A 16006-nucleotide genomic window follows, 5' to 3' on the forward strand; every position below is an offset into this window, starting at 1 on the left:
GGAAAGAGATATCTTTGAATATATTGAACTTTGGTATAATAAAAAGAGAAGGCACTCAACACTCAATTATCTGACAATTAAAGAATTTAATAACTTAAAAATTAATTATAAATATGCTGCTTAACTTATACTGCACTTTTTGTTTGCATGTCCAGTCCTTATTCTATACGTTTTTTTAAGGTTTCAATATTTGCAGCTTACTTTTAGGCTTTATATGAATTAAATACATTGTGATTATATTAACTCCTGATTTTTAATAAATTACTGTTATGTTTTAACTCTTTAAATTGAAAGTGAAACGGTCTTAATTCTTTTGTTGGACAATAATGATTTTTTAAGAGTATTACAGATTTTATTATTAAATAAGTTAGAAGTTAATTTCTAATAATTGCGAAAATATTCTTCCTTTTCTGTGAGGTATTCTAATTTTTCACCATTACCAGTTTTAAATTTAGTTTTTATAGTTTCTCTTTTCATTAATTTTTGAAGATAAACAACTAAATGTAAATGCGGGCCAGTACTCCAGCCAACATTTCCGCTATATCCAATTAACTCTCCTTGTTTTACTTTATCTCCAATTTTTACGATGGAGCCACTTCGTTTTAGATGAGTATATTCTGCAAAGGTCCCATCTGGGTGATAGATTATAATAAAATTATTATACTTTTTACATTCTTCTTTTCCACAGTTTTTGCTGTTACTTTCAACAACATTAATTACAATGCCTTCTCTTATCGCTGTTATTTTCGTTCCTATTGGCATTGTAAAGTCAAGCGCATTTTCTTTTTGATGAGAGAAATCACCATTATAACCTTGGTACACTTTAAAGGTATTGGAACTTGGAAAAGGGAGGCTGTATGCAAAATCGGTATTATAGTTATCACTATTATGATTTCCGTAATTTGACCAGTATTTATAAGAGAATTTGTAAGCTTTTCCCTTTTTAGAGACCGTTAACTTTGTTAATAACTGTCTTTTTTTTATCGGATCGATAATATAAATATTATTGTTACCACCATCTATATTGAGATTCTTAGTAGTGAAATCGATTTTTATACTCATTGGGCAGAGCTCTTGGTTATCTGCATAAATAATATAGCCATTTTCAATTTGTTCATAGTATATTTTTACTGCGGGCTCTGCGCTACAGATAGTTGTGATAAAGATTATAATAAGTAATGTGTAAAATTTCATTGCGTTTCGTTTTTGGGGTAGATTAGAGGGCTTATTTCATTGCATTTGAGCATTTCGCTTATCGTGTGGGTGATTTATTAATGAGTATACCGGTAAATTATAGGCGTAATTTGTATTTATAGTAGTTAATTTTTCTGTTTTTATTGGTGTAATTTTTTTAATCCCATTTTTAAAAAAATCACTATCTGCTGTAAATGATAGAATGAGTTTCTGATTGTTTATTAGTTCTGTTTTTTGATTGATATAGTTTTCTTCTTCAGACAACCTAATTGTTCTGTCGTCTTTAGTATAGACCCATTTTCCGAAATGAATCTCTCCTAGAGACATTACTTCGTGTTTTCCGTTTTTATGAAATATCATCCAATTCTCATCAACATCTCCAGGGATTGGAATTTGTTGCTCGGAAGATTCCACATATTCCATAGACCACTTGCCAAAGCAGATTAATTCTAAGTCACTATTTTTTTTGGCAGTGGCAGAAATCAGAATAAAAAATGTTAGTAGGAGTAAGAGTTTTTTAATTTTATGATATAATAGGAGTATTAAGATCTTAAATTTAGATATAATCACCAAATTTTTCTATAATCGATTGATGTCTTTTAGGCATTAACCTCATTTTTATCAGAAATCGTTACAATTTAAGTGTTGCAAATATCCCTATTGATGTTAAGTTCTTATGCTTTTGTTCGTTTTTAAAGGTTGCGTTATTGCTGGTTTCAAAACTACTAAAATCGGATTGTGAATTCAAATGAACTCCAAAACCAAGGCGCTCGTCAAATCTATAGCCTATTCCCAAACCTAATTGCATTCCGAAATTAAACCCTTCATAAACGTCTTTTTCAATACTATCTATATACTGAAATTCATCTTTAACAATGGTTTGTCCATAAAAACCAAAATTTCCTGTCACAATTAAATGTTCAGTAATGTCTTTATTTAAAGTCAATAACAGCGGTATTTTAATAACCGTACGCTCTTGATAAAAATTACCGTTGGTGTTAAACCCGTTACCACTTAATTCTGAATACCCTAAACCAGTTGCTATACCAATGGTTTTCCAAGCATTGTAACTAAGTAATAAATCGCCTGTATTTACATTTAAATCGTAGTTTGGGGCATCATCATTTATAACTTTTGTGTAACCGATACCGCCATAAGCAACGATATTAAATTTTGATGTGTTCGTTTCTTGTGCTTGAAGAACTACAACATTAAGGATGAAGCCTAGTGTTAAAAGTAAGGTTGAAGTTTTCATTGGTTTTGTTCTATTTATGTTAATATATATTCGGGTTTATTTTTATTAAAGATAAGCTCTAATACCTATAGTTAGAATTCTTGTAAACAATTAAATAATCAAGGTTCGATGCTAAATTGCTTAACACTTTGTGTTCGTAAGGATATAATCTCACCACTTCCTTATCTTTAAATAATGTTTTAATGTAATTACGCTCTTCCGTATTCATTATGTAGCTATAATCTACAGGTTTTTGATAATCGGACAAACGCAAATTGTGTTGTAATGCAATTATACCCACTCTAAATATTTTATCATTAAAATCTGTGGTCATGAATTTAGACATCGATTTATGGTTTGTGGTATCTACCTTGTGGTCTATTTTAAAAAATTCACTAACTTTAGAAAAGTCTGGTTTGTTTATTACGTGCGCTAAGCCAAAAGTGCCAAATACTATAGCATCGGTTGGATCATAATACTTTTTAAAGCGGTCATACAAAAAACGGTCGCGTTTTCTACAAATAGTACAGTCAATTAAAAGAGAAACCTGTAAAGTTTTTAAAACTTCTAATTCGTGAGGATCGGTTGAAATTAATGCTAACTCATTAACATAGTTTAAGAGCGTGGTTCTAATTTCCGAACTCTTTGGAATATGCTCTTTCTGTATTAAGCTATCCATTTTGCTGTTTAACTTCGTTTTAAAAGATGATAAAATAAAAGCGGTTCTTCTAAACTCTAATTCTACATCTATACATTTTAGTTCTAATTGGATGTCCTTTTTTTCTGCGTATTCCAGTAACGATAAAATAAACGCTCTATAATCGGTCCAGAAAAAGGAGGGTTTCATTTCTTTTGCTTTGTAAACATGGTTAAACCACTCCTCAAATAGTGTGGTGTCCTGGTCTTCTTTAATTCTACTTATGGCATAATTTAAACTAGAGGGGAGTTCGAAAAAGATAGTAACCTTTTCTTTTGATGCCACGTTTTCTAACTTTTCGAAAATAAACGCTTTCATTTCGTCGTATTTTTCTTTAACAAAATGGGCCTCACCAAACAAGATTATTTTGCCCTTTTCGTTTTTGGGGGCTACAGTGTTTTCTGTCTGACTGTAGGACATTGAAATAAATAAGAGTGAAAAAAGGAGGTGTTTTAGCATTGTTTTCATTTTTAGGTATTAACAAATAGGAAAATAATTAATTAAGTAAAAAGTATAACCACGACGTCGTGGTTATACTTTTTTAATGTAATGTTAAGAATCAATTTTAGTATCCTAGTACGAAATACATTAAAGATATTAGACCTGAGAGTACAGAGACATCTGCTCCATCCTGAGCAGGAGAGATAGGCGAATTTAATAGCCAATGTTCTGCACTTGCATCTGCTAAATCAGCGCCTGGACCTGCTAATTTATTAGTCTCAACCTCCCAGTAATAAGTGCTATAACGGTATATTGCAAAGGTTCTTTGAATCCTTCCTTTTTCAGTATTAGTTAAAACTTGTGAATTTTTGGTGTATTCCTCAGAAGCTTTTAGTAATTGAATTCTCTGATTCAAATCATTATTATTATATACATTTTCTATGGTTGTATTAACTATTGAATATTCATTTTCACTTATTTTATCAGTACTCAACAATTCGTCTAGTAAATCTGCTTTATAATTACCTAAATCATCAAATGTTTTAGATGTACCATTATTAATTACATTTAATATTTCTTGACAATTTAATGTTATTCTAGTATCAAACTCTCTGCTTGCTTCTGTTAGAGAATTGCATATGGTAGATTCGGTCAGCTCAAGAGAATTGAGGTAACTAAGTACTTCATTATGTTTAACTCCAACAGAATCAAAAGGGTTGTTTTCATTAGCTAATTGAACATTAAGCTTAAAAGATGAATTATCACTCTCAATATCACCGAAAATACTATTTAACTCTTCGACTATATTAGAGGTCATTTTTTTTTACCGCTATTAATGTTATTATCATCTCCTTTTTCACAAGAATAAATAAACATTCCATTGCAAGTGCCATTGTACCAAAAATTAATTTTTTCATATTATTTAAGTTTTGCCTTACTTCTTTTTAAGGAATGTTCAGGTCGTTTTTTTTTCCTAATTATATTTGGTTAGTGTTTCATCCGTACATTTTAAATTATTATAAGAGTTATTTTGGCTGTTCTATTATTTAAAATTAAGTTTCTTAAATTTAATATTGGTGGGAACTTAGCTATGTGATAATAATAAACTTTTTAATCAAATACCAAAACCATAATTAAGAGTGTGACATATGTTTAATTCAAAGCCAACGCAATGTAAAAAATCGTAAATACTGAAATTTATGACTATTATACAACATAAGGATTTACATAAAAGACCTAAAACATGTAGAAAAAATGAAAAAAGATCAGTTTTATTTTAAATATGTTAGCATGCGTTTTATTGCGAGACAAATTTTAAACCAACCAGAGATAAAATAAGCGTCGTTAAAAAGAGTAAGCGCCAAAAGTGTGCGGGCTCGTTAAATACAAAAATACCAATAAGTACTGTGCCCACGGCGCCAATACCAGTCCAAACCGCATAAGCCGTCCCAATAGGGAGTTCTCGGGTTACTTTTACCAAGAGTGACATACTTATAATTAAGCACACTAAAAAGCCTGTGTACCAGAATAGGGCTGCGTTTCCTGTTGCTGTTTTTGCTTTGCCTAAGCAGGTCGCAAAAGCAACTTCGAATAGGCCAGCAATAATAAGTAAAATCCAGTTCATTAGTAATAAAATTAAGAGAGCGCTTAAATAAAGTTATTGCGGTAAAAATACTATTTAATTTAGAATTACGTAGCTACAATTTTAAAAGCGTTGCCGTGCCTAAAGGTTAGGTTGCTTTTAGGGTTTGCAAATGTGCAATCCTTTTAAAAATAATAATATATTTACAGTATGAGCACGACAATTACATTCACCGATTTTACAAAGATAGATTTACGCGTGGGGACTATTATAGCAGTGGAAGACTTCCCCGAAGCGCGACAACCGGCCTACAAACTCACCATAGATTTTGGTGTTTTGGGGATTAAAAAATCATCGGCACAAGTCACTGAATTATACTCGAAATCTGATTTGCTACAGCGACAAATTGTGGCAGTAGTAAATTTTAAACGCAAGCAAATAGGGAAGTTTATGAGCGATTGCTTAGTCGTTGGTGCTGTAAACGCAAAAGAAGTGCTATTACTACACCCTGAAAGTAAGGTGCCAAATGGAAGTATAGTGAGTTAGACGTTACTAGTAAAACCAAAAAAAACCGTTAGTCTTAAAAAGAGTAACGGTTTTTTCTGTTGTAATAGGTCTTCGCAATTAAATATCGTCGAAATCGATATCTGTAAAACGACTTTCAATTGTAGCTGTAGATTCATCTTCTACGTCTTCAGTTGTTTTTTCTTCTGCTTTAGGTGCGTCGTATTCTTTTTTGAAATCTTTTTGATGGCGTTCGCTAATAACTTCATCTCCTTTTTCAGTAATGACGTAATCGGTCATCTCTTTTAAAATCGAATTAAACTCTGTAAAATCTTCTTTATATAAATATATTTTATGCTTTTTATAATGAAAGGAACCATCGTCGTTAGTAAATTTTTTGCTTTCGGTAATTGTTAAATAATAATCTCCTGCCTTTGTAGATCTTACATCAAAGAAATACGTTCTCCTCCCTGCTCTTAAAACTTTCGAATAAATCTCTTCCTTCTCCATCATTTCGTTATTATGCATCCTTTATATTATTTAAGTTATTGTTTTACGTTCTTATCTTTCAAAAATCTAAAAAAAAATGAAATCACACAACTAATTACTGCATTTCTTTTTGGTTAAGTTGTTTTAAGTACAGCGATTTGTAGTAACCGTCGGTGGCAATCAGTTCATTATGCGTCCCTTTTTGTTCCACTTTACCGTTATCTAACACAATTATATGGTTGGCATTTTTAGCGGAAGAAATACGGTGACTTACAATAATTGTTGTTTTTCCTTTGGACAGAGTCTTCAAATTATTTAATATTTTTTCTTCGGTTTCTGTATCTACCGCCGACAGACAATCGTCAAACAACAGTATTTTAGGATCTTTAATAATGGCTCTCGCAATAGCCACCCTTTGTTTTTGTCCGCCAGACAACGTTACCCCACGTTCTCCTAAAACCGTATCGTATTTATTGGTGAACTCGTTAATGTTTTTATGTACTTGAGCGTTTTTAGCGGCTTCAATAACTTCATCGTTTGTGGCATCTTCTTTACCAAACTTAATGTTGTTATTTATAGTGTCGCTAAATAAAAAGGCTTCCTGTGGTACGTAACCAATAGCGTTTCGTAAACTGTTTAAATTAAGTGAAGACACTTCTTTACCATCTATAAGTATTTCACCGGAATCAGCATCGTAGAGACGACTAATTAAGTCTAAAATAGTTGATTTTCCAGACCCGGTATTACCTATAATAGCTAGGGTTTCTCCAGTGTTTATTTTAAAGCTTAAACCTTGTAAGGCTTTAATATTCGTATCGTCGTAAGTAAAATGAACATTCTTAAATTCAATTGTTCCTTTTATATCCGAAGGCAACGTCGCATTATTTCTAATCTCCGGTTCTAGTTTTAAAAACTCGTTAATACGTTTTTGCGAGGCTTCGGCTTCTTGCACGATTGAAGTTACCCAACCAACCGTTGCCACTGGCCACGTTAACATATTAACATAAATAATAAATTCTGAAACGGTTCCTAAACTAATTAGGCCATCGATATATTGTTTCCCACCAATATAAATAACGATTAGGTTACTAATACCAATGAGCAGTACCATTATTGGGAAGAAAAAGGCTTGAATACGCACCAAACTTAAATGCTTTTCTTTACTAGCGATAGACAGTTCGTTAAAATTTTTAAAGGTTTCAGATTCTAATCCGTACGCTTTTATTACAGAAATACCGCTAAATGATTCCTGAGTAAACGCCGATAATTTTGACAAATATTGTTGCACCACGGTACTTCGCTTATTAATTTCTTTACTAATCAAATAAATTAGCACCGATAAAACAGGTAAAGGCATAATGGTATAAACGGTTAATAAAGGCGCTTGCTGGTACATGAAAAAGATAGCTACCAAAAATAGGGTGATGGTATTTATACTATACATTATAGCGGGACCGGCGTACATACGTACTCGGCCAACATCTTCACTAATGCGGTTCATTAAATCACCGGTTTTATTCTTTTTGTAAAAATTAAGTGATAATTTTTGATACTGTTGGTACACTTCATTTTTTAAATCGAATTCAATAAATCGGGACACATTAATAATGGTTTGGCGCATTAAAAAGGTTAAAATACCCGCAACAACAGCAGTACCAACTATTAATAAAATATTGTGAAGGAGTTCTTTTTTAAAGACGGTTAAATCGGCCTCTGGATTTTGCGTTTGCTCATTTACAATATCTATTGTCGACCCAATTAATTGCGGTACAAAAACAATAAATATTTTAGACACAATAGTAATGATAATACCTATAATGATTTGGTATTTATATTTTAAAAAGTACTTGTTAAGGTGTTGTAATTCTTTCATTTGATAAACCAAAAGGTTAATGTATTTTTAAATAATTCTTTTTTTAAGGTCTAATTTTTGTTATACCATTAATATTAAACTATTTTTGCACGTTTATTTCACACAATTAATAATAGCACCTTTATTAACTTAAATTACAATTATAATGACAGCTGAAGTTGTAAACACGAACGAACTACACAAAATAGACCCAGTTTTTGGTCAATTATCTTTCGATAATCACGAGCAAATTGTTTTTTGCAACGACAAAGATACGGGTTTAAAAGCAATAATAGGTATTCACAATACAGTATTAGGTCCTGCTTTAGGAGGAACCAGAATGTGGAATTACGCTAACGAATGGGAAGCATTAAACGATGTTTTACGTCTGTCTCGTGGTATGAGTTTTAAATCGGCCATTACAGGATTAAACCTTGGTGGTGGTAAAGCCGTAATTATTGGTGATGCTAAAACACAAAAAACTCCAGAATTAATGAGAAGTTTTGGCGCTTATGTGCACTCATTAAGCGGAAAATATATAACTGCGGAAGACGTAGGAATGGAAACGGCGGACATGGATATTGTACGCGACGTTACACCTTATGTAACCGGAATATCTGAAGAAAGAGGCGGAGCAGGAAACCCTTCTCCAATTACAGCTTACGGTGTTTTTATGGGAATGAAAGCGGCGGCTAAATATAAATTTGGTTCAGACGTTTTAGAAGATAAAAAAGTACTTGTTCAAGGTATTGGTCACGTTGGTGAAACCTTAGTAGAGTATTTATCTAACGAAGGCGCTAAAGTTATTATTTCAGATATTAACGAAGAACGTTTAGAAGCGGTAAGTAAAAAATATGGTGCTACTATTTATAGAGGATCAGATTTGTATAGCGAAGATGTAGATATCTATGCTCCGTGTGCTTTAGGCGCAACTTTAAACGATGATACTGTAAAGAAAATAAGAGCTAAAGTTATTGCAGGTGCTGCAAACAACCAGTTGGCAAATGAAGTTATCCACGGACAAGCATTAAAAGATAGAGGTATTGTTTACGCTCCAGATTTTTTAATTAATGCAGGTGGTATTATCAACGTTTACGCAGAATTAGAAAATTATGGTAAAGCCGAAATAATGCGTAAAACGGAAAATATTTACAATACCACTTTAGAAATTTTATCGAATGCTGAATCTCACGATATTACGACTTATCAAGCAGCATTAAATATAGCTCAAGGTAGAATTGATGCTAGAAAAAAAGAAAATATGAATAAGTAATATTCATAAAAACACTATTTTTGCAAGGCGAAAGTTAAATTAACTTTTCGCCTTTTTTTAATCCCGTTCAAAATAATAAGATAAAGTTCTTTGTAATTATGCTAAGTAGAAGACACATAAGAGTAAAAGTAATGCAAGGTTTATATGCATTTAATGGTACAGAAAGTGACGATTTTGGAAAAGACAAAAGGTTTTTATTGACCAGTATCGATAATATGTATAACCTGTATTTATTAAATATCTCTTTATTAATAGAGGTGCAGAAAAAAGCAGAAGATTATCTTATAAAATCTCAAAACAAACACTTAGCAACCAAAGAAGAAAAAAATCCGAATAGAAAGTTTGTTAATAACGAAGTGCTTAAAATGCTTGTCGAAAATGAGCAATTACAAGCAAAGTTTGAAGAATTTAATATTTCTAACTGGGAACTTGACGGGGAATATGTCGATTTAATTTTTAAAGCGATATTAAAGAGCGATTTATACAAAGACTATACAGAAACGCGTACATCTTCTTTTAAAGAAGACAAAGCCTTTATAGAAGATGTCTTTAAAGATATTATAGCACCAAACGATAAACTTTACGATTACCTAGAAGACAAAAAATTAACGTGGTTAGACGACTTGCCAACGGTAAATACAACGGTTTTAAAATTATTACGCAAAGTAAAACCAGACTCTAGCCCTTTTCATTTTATCCCTAAATTATATAAAGATATAGAGGATAAAGAATTTGCAATTAAGTTAATCACCAAAACTCTACTAAATCAGAGTGCCTTAACCACAGAAATTAACAATAAAACTACCAATTGGGATTCTGAGCGTATTGCACAAATAGATTTATTATTACTGAAAATGGGCGTTTGCGAGATTCAAAATTTCCCCTCTATTCCTACTAAAGTAACTATTAACGAATACTTAGAAATTTCTAAAGAATACTCGACACCAAAAAGTCGCATTTTTATAAACGGAATTTTAGACAAGCTCGTTAAAGAATACGAAAGTGAAGGAAAATTAAATAAAATAGGAAGAGGGTTGATGTAGTCTAAAATAATTGTTACTTTTACAAATCTTTAAATTAAAAATAATAAATTAGTTATGAAAAAAGTAGTATTAGCATTTAGTGCAATGTGCTTAATAGCATTTACATCTTGTAAAGAAGATGCAACAAAAAAAATTGATGATAATAACGTAGCTGCAGCTGCAGAGAGAGATGCAGAATCTTCTAAATTTCCTGTTTTATCCTTTGATAAGAGCGAGCACGATTTTGGAGAAATTGTTTCTGGTACTAACGTAGAAACAGTTTTTAATTACACAAATACAGGAGTTGCTCCTTTAGTAATTACAGATATTAAAAGTACCTGTGGATGTACTGTGCCAAAAGATTGGAGTAAAGCACCATTAGCTCCAGGAGCAACAGGAAGCTTCACAGTTAAATTTAACGGTAAAGGAACAAACAAAGTGTCTAAAGCTGTAACAGTAACAGCAAACACAGAAAAAGGTAGAGAAGTAGTTAAAATATCTGCATTTGTTAAACCAGATCCTAACGCTCCAAAAAGAGCAGGTTCTGCAGCAATTGTACCCGTAGCTAAGTAATGGGAGATATTACAAGTTTTTTACCAATTTTAGCAATGTTCGCTGTTGTGTATTTCTTTATGATTGCACCGCAGATGAAACGTTCTAAACAAGAAAAAAAGTTCGCTGCTGAATTGAAAAAAGGTGACAAAATAGTTACCAAAAGTGGACTACACGGAAAAATATTAGAGCTTAACGATAAAGATCGTAGCTGTATTATTGAAACGATGTCAGGAAAATTAAAATTCGATCGTTCTTCAATTTCTATGGAATTGAGTAAGGTAGTTAACGCTCCCGAAAAGTAAATAGAGCAGAACGCTCAGACTATATAAAAAGCTTCAAGTATCGACTTGGAGCTTTTTTTTTGTTTATATTTTAAATAATTTTAACCCGTAACAGTTTTATATTTATCATATAATTCTGCGTCTTTAAGTATAAGTACTGTTATTTTTCCAAGCGTGACTGTTTTGTAGCCTCGCGTTTAACGGTTTCAATATGCACGCCTATCTTAGGGTGTTTTCTTAGAGATACTTCTTTAAAGGTTATTAAAAAGGATTTTTTTTCGTTCAAAGCAGTTTGTAATGCTTTAGGAATAGTTACGGATTTTGTACAGCGTTGCGGCTGCCAATCTTTTTTGGAGTTTATTATTTTCAATAGCTCTCAATTTAGAGCGTCTTTCTTCACAGTGGGATCTATTTTTAGAGACGCTTTATCTGATTTTACTTTTTGATAAGTGTTATGTAGTGGGGACTAATCCACTATTATTCATAGCGCTTTTTGTCTTTTAATTCAGTTATTCTCAATCTAAGATTCAAAATGCAATTTGTAACCAAAATATCGAAACAGTAGCCTTTGCAAATACCTTCATTAAAACCACACAAAAAGAAACCGCAGCGAATGAAAATAGTAAGGTCTAATCAAAAAAACGTATAGCGGCGAAATACATCAAGAAATGTCGCTGGTGTTTTAACCTATAGTTTTTAGGTGCTGAGTAAAATTACGCAAGGAATTAGGCTAAATACAAAAGCCACTCTAAAAAGGTAGAGTGGCTTTTTTTATGATCTCATTTTACTGCACTACAGTAAATGTTTATTTACTTTTTTGAGCCGTAAGTTCTGCAATTTTACAGATCACTTCCGTAGCTCTAATCATACTTTCTACAGGCACGTATTCGTAACGTCCGTGAAAATTATGACCTCCAGCAAAAATATTCGGACAAGGTAATCCCATATAACTTAACTGCGACCCATCTGTACCACCACGAATAGCTTTAATAAGCGGTTTAATACCTAATTGTTTCATTGCTTCTTCAGCAAGATCTACAATATGCATTACCGGCTCTATTTTTTCTTTCATATTGAAGTATTGGTCTTCAATTTCAATAGTTACGACCTCACGTCCGTACTGCGAGTTAATTTCTGCCGTTAACTTCGCCATTACTTCTTTTCTAGCCTCAAAATGCTCTTTATCGTGATCACGGATAATATATTGTAAAACCGTGTCTTCCACTTCTCCATTTATAGAATAAAGGTGGAAAAAACCTTCGTAACCTTCTGTGTGTTCTGGAGTTTCTAAACGCGGTAGTGAGTTAATAAACTCTGTCGCGATGTACATAGAGTTTATTAATTTTCCTTTCGCATAACCTGGGTGTACAATTTTCCCTTTAAAACGTACTTTTGCACCCGCAGCGTTAAAGTTTTCGTATTCTAATTCTCCAATTTGGCTACCATCCATTGTATAGGCCCAATCAGCACCAAATTTTTTAACGTCAAATTTATGAGCACCACGACCAATTTCTTCATCTGGTGTAAACCCAACTTTAATGGTTCCGTGCTTAATTTCTGGATGTTGAATTAAATACTCCATGGCCGAAATAATTTCAGTAATTCCAGCTTTATCATCGGCACCTAAAAGTGTCGTTCCATCTGTTGTAATTAATGTTTGACCTTTATATTGCAATAAATCTTCAAAATAATCTGGAGATAAAATAATGTCTTCAGCGGCATTTAAAACGATGTCTTTACCATCGTATTTGTCAATGATTTGAGGATTTATATTGGCACCCGTAAAATCTGGAGAGGTATCGAAGTGAGAGATAAAACCAATAGTTGGCACCTCGTGGTCGACATTACTTGGTAAAGTCGCCATAATATAGGCGTTATCGTCTATGGTTACCTCGTGCATACCAATAGCCTTCAGCTCAATGACTAAGGCATTGGCTAAATTCCATTGTTTTTCAGTACTTGGTGTCGTCTTACTTTCTGGATCAGACTCTGTATCTACAGTGACGTAACTTACAAAGCGTTTAATAATATCTTCTTTAGAAATCATTTTTAATGACAATTTTAAGGTGTATAATTTGTGCTCAATATGATTTGCTAAAGTACGATTATTAATTTTTTTGACTTTTGAATTGTTCATCTTTTTTTTTAGGCTTATTTTTGTCCAAACACCCACCAATGTATAAAGTTTTACTGCGCCCATTATTTTTCCTTTTCGATCCTGAGAAAATTCATCATGTCACTTTTTCTTTAATAAAAATAAGCTCTAAAATCCTTGGTTTTCCAGCATTATTTAGAAGTTTATATACGATTGAAGACAAGAAACTAGAACGTAATGTTTTAGGATTAACCTTTAAAAATCCGGTAGGATTAGCCGCAGGATTCGATAAAAATGCAGTGTTGTATAATGAGCTTGCCAATTTCGGTTTTGGCTTTATAGAAATAGGTACGGTAACACCAAAAGCACAAGTTGGGAATCCGACAAAAAGACTCTTCAGGCTGCAAGCCGATAAAGGAATTATTAACCGAATGGGTTTTAATAACGACGGATTAGAATCGGCCATTTCTCAGCTCAAGAAAAATAAAGGGAAACTAATAATTGGGGGGAATATTGGTAAGAATACAGATACTGCACCAGAACATTATACACAAGATTACGTTACGTGTTTTACTGCGTTGCACCCCTATGTAGATTATTTTGTATTGAATGTGAGTTGCCCTAATGTAGGAAGTCACGCCAAGCTTAACGATCGCGATTATTTGGAAGAATTAATTGGTGCTGTACAACACGTTAATAATACCTTCGCTGTGCAGAAACCTATAGTGCTAAAAATAGCACCAGATTTAAATACGGTGCAACTAGATGAAATTATCGATTTGGTTATTACCACCAAATTAGATGGTGTTATTGCCAGTAATACGTCGGTAGATCGTTCTGGTTTACAAACACCGGAGGCTGAATTAGAAGCGATTGGAAATGGAGGTTTAAGCGGACAACCAATTAAAGAGAAATCGACACAGATTATTAAATACTTAGCCGATAAAAGTAATAAGGCGTTTACTATAATTGGGGTTGGCGGCATCCACTCGGCAGACGATGCTTTAGAAAAAATTGATGCTGGTGCCGACTTGGTACAAGTCTACACTGGTTTTATTTATGAAGGACCAAGCTTAATAAAAAAAATTAACAAAGTTATTTTAGAATCTGGACGGTAGTAGGTAACGCTCCATTTAACCGAACTTAAAACACATTCGTGCACTACGATATTCTTTTGGCATTTATAATCGCGACGTCGGCTTTGGCATTCTCTCCGGGGCCGGACAATATCTATGTATTATTACAAAGTATTACGCACGGTACTAAATATGGCATTGCCACGGTGTGTGGTTTAATTTCTGGCTGTCTATTGCACACGACGTTAGTGGCTTTTGGGGTCTCTGCTATTTTAAAAGCAAATGAAAATCTGTTTTTTATTATTAAGCTTTTTGGCGCTGGTTACTTATTATACTTAGCCTATAAGGTCTATACGGCTCCAGATAAAATTGCGTTGTCTAAGGCGGCAGTTCCTAAAAAAACCTACGGGCAATTGTTTAAACAAGGGGTTATTATGAATGTTCTCAATCCCAAAGTATCTATCTTCTTTTTAGCGTTTTTTCCTGGTTTTTTATTCGACGACAGTCTTAGTACCGTTACTCAATTTTACATTTTGGGTCTGCTTTTTATGCTAACCTCCTTTATTATTTTCTCGGGCATCGCTATCTTAGCAGGCTTGATTTCCTCGGCTATAAAAACCCATCAGCACATTGGTGTCGTTTTAAAATGGGTACAAATTGTAGTGTTTGTCGCAATTGCTATTTTAATCTTATTATAATTAGGCAGTTAAAATTTGGGGGGTCTGTTTTATATTGGTCGTTGAAGGTTATCTATTCCATCTAAAAAAAATACCATTGTAAAACGTTTTAGATACTACTAATCTTTTTTATCTTTGACACCCTATGAAAACACCAGTAAAAGTTATCGAATGTCCGCGTGATGCTATGCAAGGTATAAAGCAATTTATTCCTACGGCGCAAAAAGTTCAATACATCCAATCGTTATTGCGCGTGGGTTTCGATACCATAGACTTTGGTAGTTTTGTATCACCAAAAGCCATTCCACAAATGGTAGATACAGCAGAGGTTTTATCGCAATTAGATTTAAGTAAAACGACCAGTAAATTATTAGCTATTATTGCTAATGTTCGCGGTGCGGAAGATGCTTGTAAACATCCAGAAATTGATTATTTAGGGTATCCGTTTTCTATTTCAGAGAATTTCCAAATGCGAAATACACACAAAACTATTGCACAATCGGTGGTGGCACTTCAAGAGATTTTAGATATTGCTAATAAACACAATAAAGAAGTAGTGGTGTATATTTCAATGGGCTTCGGGAATCCTTATGGCGACCCCTGGAATGTAAATATTGTAGGGGAGTGGACGGAAAGGTTATCGAAAATGGGCGTTAAAATCGTATCGTTAAGTGATACGGTAGGGACATCGAACCCAGAGAATATTAACTATTTGTTTTCTCACTTAATTACTGAATATAGCGACATAGAATTTGGGGCACATTTACATACAACACCAACGACTTGGCACGAAAAAATTGACGCCGCATACAAAGCAGGTTGCCGCAGATATGACGGTGCTATCCAAGGTTTTGGAGGGTGCCCAATGGCAAAAGATGATCTTACCGGAAATATGCCTACCGAGAAATTACTTTCCTATTTAACCACTAAAAACGACTCGCAACTAAACGCATTGTCCTTTGAAAGTGCTTATAACGAAGCAACAAAAATCTTTAAAAATCACCATTAATTTCCTATTGCTATCTATCCAAATT

19 protein-coding genes are annotated in these 16006 nt (G+C 33.1%); 9 read left to right on the top strand and 10 right to left on the bottom strand.

Annotated features, from left to right (window positions below):
* Positions 1–124: IS3 family transposase (locus ES677_RS15885; protein ID WP_394349293.1), on the top strand; the 124-nt coding region annotated here is incomplete at its 5' end.
* Between the two features lie 257 nt (positions 125–381).
* On the opposite strand, the gene ES677_RS15815 is transcribed toward ES677_RS15885, so the two are convergent.
* From ES677_RS15815 to ES677_RS12350, 6 genes are all read right to left on the bottom strand, one after another.
* Positions 382–1194 (bottom strand): M23 family metallopeptidase, encoded by an 813-nt coding sequence (locus ES677_RS15815; protein ID WP_148381406.1) that lies wholly within the window; start codon positions 1192–1194, stop codon positions 382–384.
* 36 nt (positions 1195–1230) lie between these two features.
* Positions 1231–1617, bottom strand: a complete 387-nt coding sequence (locus tag ES677_RS12330; RefSeq protein WP_148381407.1) for a hypothetical protein — start codon at positions 1615–1617, stop codon at positions 1231–1233.
* A 208-nt stretch (positions 1618–1825) separates the two neighbouring features.
* A complete protein-coding gene (locus ES677_RS12335) occupies positions 1826–2449 on the bottom strand; it encodes an outer membrane beta-barrel protein (protein WP_148381408.1) in 624 nt (207 codons plus the stop codon).
* A gap of 58 nt (positions 2450–2507) precedes the next feature.
* A complete protein-coding gene (locus ES677_RS12340; protein ID WP_170235066.1) occupies positions 2508–3545 on the bottom strand; it encodes a hypothetical protein in 1038 nt (345 codons plus the stop codon).
* Positions 3546–3690: 145 nt separating this feature from the next.
* Positions 3691–4383: a hypothetical protein gene (locus tag ES677_RS12345; RefSeq protein ID WP_148381410.1), complete on the bottom strand. Its 693-nt coding sequence runs from the start codon at positions 4381–4383 to the stop codon at positions 3691–3693.
* 480 nt (positions 4384–4863) lie between these two features.
* Positions 4864–5190 (bottom strand): DMT family transporter, encoded by a 327-nt coding sequence (locus ES677_RS12350; RefSeq protein WP_148381411.1) that lies wholly within the window; start codon positions 5188–5190, stop codon positions 4864–4866.
* A gap of 168 nt (positions 5191–5358) precedes the next feature.
* Here ES677_RS12350 and ES677_RS12355 point away from each other — a divergent pair, with 168 nt between their 5' ends.
* A complete protein-coding gene (locus ES677_RS12355; protein WP_148381412.1) occupies positions 5359–5694 on the top strand; it encodes a tRNA-binding protein in 336 nt (111 codons plus the stop codon).
* Between the two features lie 78 nt (positions 5695–5772).
* Here the strand turns inward: ES677_RS12355 and ES677_RS12360 are convergent, their stop codons facing one another.
* Together ES677_RS12360 and ES677_RS12365 are read right to left on the bottom strand one after the other, a co-directional pair.
* Positions 5773–6180 (bottom strand): PUR family DNA/RNA-binding protein, encoded by a 408-nt coding sequence (locus ES677_RS12360; protein ID WP_148368018.1) that lies wholly within the window; start codon positions 6178–6180, stop codon positions 5773–5775.
* A 76-nt stretch (positions 6181–6256) separates the two neighbouring features.
* Positions 6257–8014, bottom strand: coding sequence for an ABC transporter ATP-binding protein (locus ES677_RS12365; RefSeq protein ID WP_148368017.1), 1758 nt, complete (start codon positions 8012–8014; stop codon positions 6257–6259).
* Positions 8015–8159: 145 nt separating this feature from the next.
* Between ES677_RS12365 and ES677_RS12370 the strand changes: the two genes are divergently transcribed.
* The 4 genes from ES677_RS12370 to yajC all read left to right on the top strand — a co-directional run bounded on the left by ES677_RS12370 (position 8160) and on the right by yajC (position 11145).
* Positions 8160–9266, top strand: a complete 1107-nt coding sequence (locus ES677_RS12370) for a Glu/Leu/Phe/Val family dehydrogenase (RefSeq protein WP_148368016.1) — start codon at positions 8160–8162, stop codon at positions 9264–9266.
* 131 nt (positions 9267–9397) lie between these two features.
* Entirely contained in the window at positions 9398–10309 is a 912-nt protein-coding gene (gene nusB, locus ES677_RS12375) for a transcription antitermination factor NusB (protein WP_148368015.1), read from the top strand.
* A 54-nt stretch (positions 10310–10363) separates the two neighbouring features.
* The gene (locus ES677_RS12380) at positions 10364–10861 is read left to right on the top strand and encodes a DUF1573 domain-containing protein (protein ID WP_148368014.1); all 498 of its coding nucleotides are present in this window, start codon (positions 10364–10366) and stop codon (positions 10859–10861) included.
* Entirely contained in the window at positions 10861–11145 is a 285-nt protein-coding gene (gene yajC / locus ES677_RS12385; RefSeq protein WP_148368013.1) for a preprotein translocase subunit YajC, read from the top strand. Before ES677_RS12380 ends, yajC begins: the two co-directional genes overlap by 1 nt.
* A gap of 139 nt (positions 11146–11284) precedes the next feature.
* Here the strand turns inward: yajC and ES677_RS12390 are convergent, their stop codons facing one another.
* Positions 11285–11494 carry a YdeI/OmpD-associated family protein gene (locus tag ES677_RS12390; protein ID WP_148381413.1) on the bottom strand — a complete coding sequence of 70 codons (210 nt, stop codon included), beginning with the start codon at positions 11492–11494 and terminating at the stop codon, positions 11285–11287.
* A gap of 435 nt (positions 11495–11929) precedes the next feature.
* Positions 11930–13171, bottom strand: a complete 1242-nt coding sequence (gene pepT, locus ES677_RS12395; RefSeq protein WP_148368290.1) for a peptidase T — start codon at positions 13169–13171, stop codon at positions 11930–11932.
* Positions 13172–13299: 128 nt separating this feature from the next.
* Here pepT and ES677_RS12400 point away from each other — a divergent pair, with 128 nt between their 5' ends.
* The 3 genes from ES677_RS12400 to ES677_RS12410 all read left to right on the top strand — a co-directional run bounded on the left by ES677_RS12400 (position 13300) and on the right by ES677_RS12410 (position 15981).
* The gene (locus ES677_RS12400) at positions 13300–14337 is read left to right on the top strand and encodes a quinone-dependent dihydroorotate dehydrogenase (RefSeq protein ID WP_148381414.1); all 1038 of its coding nucleotides are present in this window, start codon (positions 13300–13302) and stop codon (positions 14335–14337) included.
* Between the two features lie 38 nt (positions 14338–14375).
* Positions 14376–14993 (top strand): LysE family translocator, encoded by a 618-nt coding sequence (locus ES677_RS12405; protein WP_148381415.1) that lies wholly within the window; start codon positions 14376–14378, stop codon positions 14991–14993.
* A 124-nt stretch (positions 14994–15117) separates the two neighbouring features.
* Positions 15118–15981, top strand: a complete 864-nt coding sequence (locus ES677_RS12410; protein WP_148368009.1) for a hydroxymethylglutaryl-CoA lyase — start codon at positions 15118–15120, stop codon at positions 15979–15981.
* Positions 15982–16006: the final 25 nt, after the last annotated feature.

It is taken from the genome of Bizionia gelidisalsuginis (genome assembly GCF_008086185.1).
Taxonomy (GTDB): Bacteria; Bacteroidota; Bacteroidia; order Flavobacteriales; family Flavobacteriaceae; genus Bizionia; species Bizionia saleffrena.

Excerpts from the sequence above, each read along its gene's own strand:
- ES677_RS15815 (WP_148381406.1), bottom strand. The coding sequence starts at position 1,194 with ATGAAATTTTACACATTACTTATTATAATCTTTATCACAACTATCTGT.
- ES677_RS12330 (WP_148381407.1), bottom strand. The coding sequence starts at position 1,617 with ATGGAATATGTGGAATCTTCCGAGCAACAAATTCCAATCCCTGGAGAT.
- ES677_RS12335 (WP_148381408.1), bottom strand. The coding sequence starts at position 2,449 with ATGAAAACTTCAACCTTACTTTTAACACTAGGCTTCATCCTTAATGTT.
- ES677_RS12340 (WP_170235066.1), bottom strand. The coding sequence starts at position 3,545 with ATGTCCTACAGTCAGACAGAAAACACTGTAGCCCCCAAAAACGAAAAG.
- ES677_RS12345 (WP_148381410.1), bottom strand. The coding sequence starts at position 4,383 with ATGACCTCTAATATAGTCGAAGAGTTAAATAGTATTTTCGGTGATATT.
- ES677_RS12350 (WP_148381411.1), bottom strand. The coding sequence starts at position 5,190 with ATGAACTGGATTTTACTTATTATTGCTGGCCTATTCGAAGTTGCTTTT.
- ES677_RS12355 (WP_148381412.1), top strand. The coding sequence starts at position 5,359 with ATGAGCACGACAATTACATTCACCGATTTTACAAAGATAGATTTACGC.
- ES677_RS12360 (WP_148368018.1), bottom strand. The coding sequence starts at position 6,180 with ATGCATAATAACGAAATGATGGAGAAGGAAGAGATTTATTCGAAAGTT.
- ES677_RS12365 (WP_148368017.1), bottom strand. The coding sequence starts at position 8,014 with ATGAAAGAATTACAACACCTTAACAAGTACTTTTTAAAATATAAATAC.
- ES677_RS12370 (WP_148368016.1), top strand. The coding sequence starts at position 8,160 with ATGACAGCTGAAGTTGTAAACACGAACGAACTACACAAAATAGACCCA.
- nusB (WP_148368015.1), top strand. The coding sequence starts at position 9,398 with ATGCAAGGTTTATATGCATTTAATGGTACAGAAAGTGACGATTTTGGA.
- ES677_RS12380 (WP_148368014.1), top strand. The coding sequence starts at position 10,364 with ATGAAAAAAGTAGTATTAGCATTTAGTGCAATGTGCTTAATAGCATTT.
- yajC (WP_148368013.1), top strand. The coding sequence starts at position 10,861 with ATGGGAGATATTACAAGTTTTTTACCAATTTTAGCAATGTTCGCTGTT.
- pepT (WP_148368290.1), bottom strand. The coding sequence starts at position 13,171 with ATGATTTCTAAAGAAGATATTATTAAACGCTTTGTAAGTTACGTCACT.
- ES677_RS12400 (WP_148381414.1), top strand. The coding sequence starts at position 13,300 with ATGTATAAAGTTTTACTGCGCCCATTATTTTTCCTTTTCGATCCTGAG.
- ES677_RS12410 (WP_148368009.1), top strand. The coding sequence starts at position 15,118 with ATGAAAACACCAGTAAAAGTTATCGAATGTCCGCGTGATGCTATGCAA.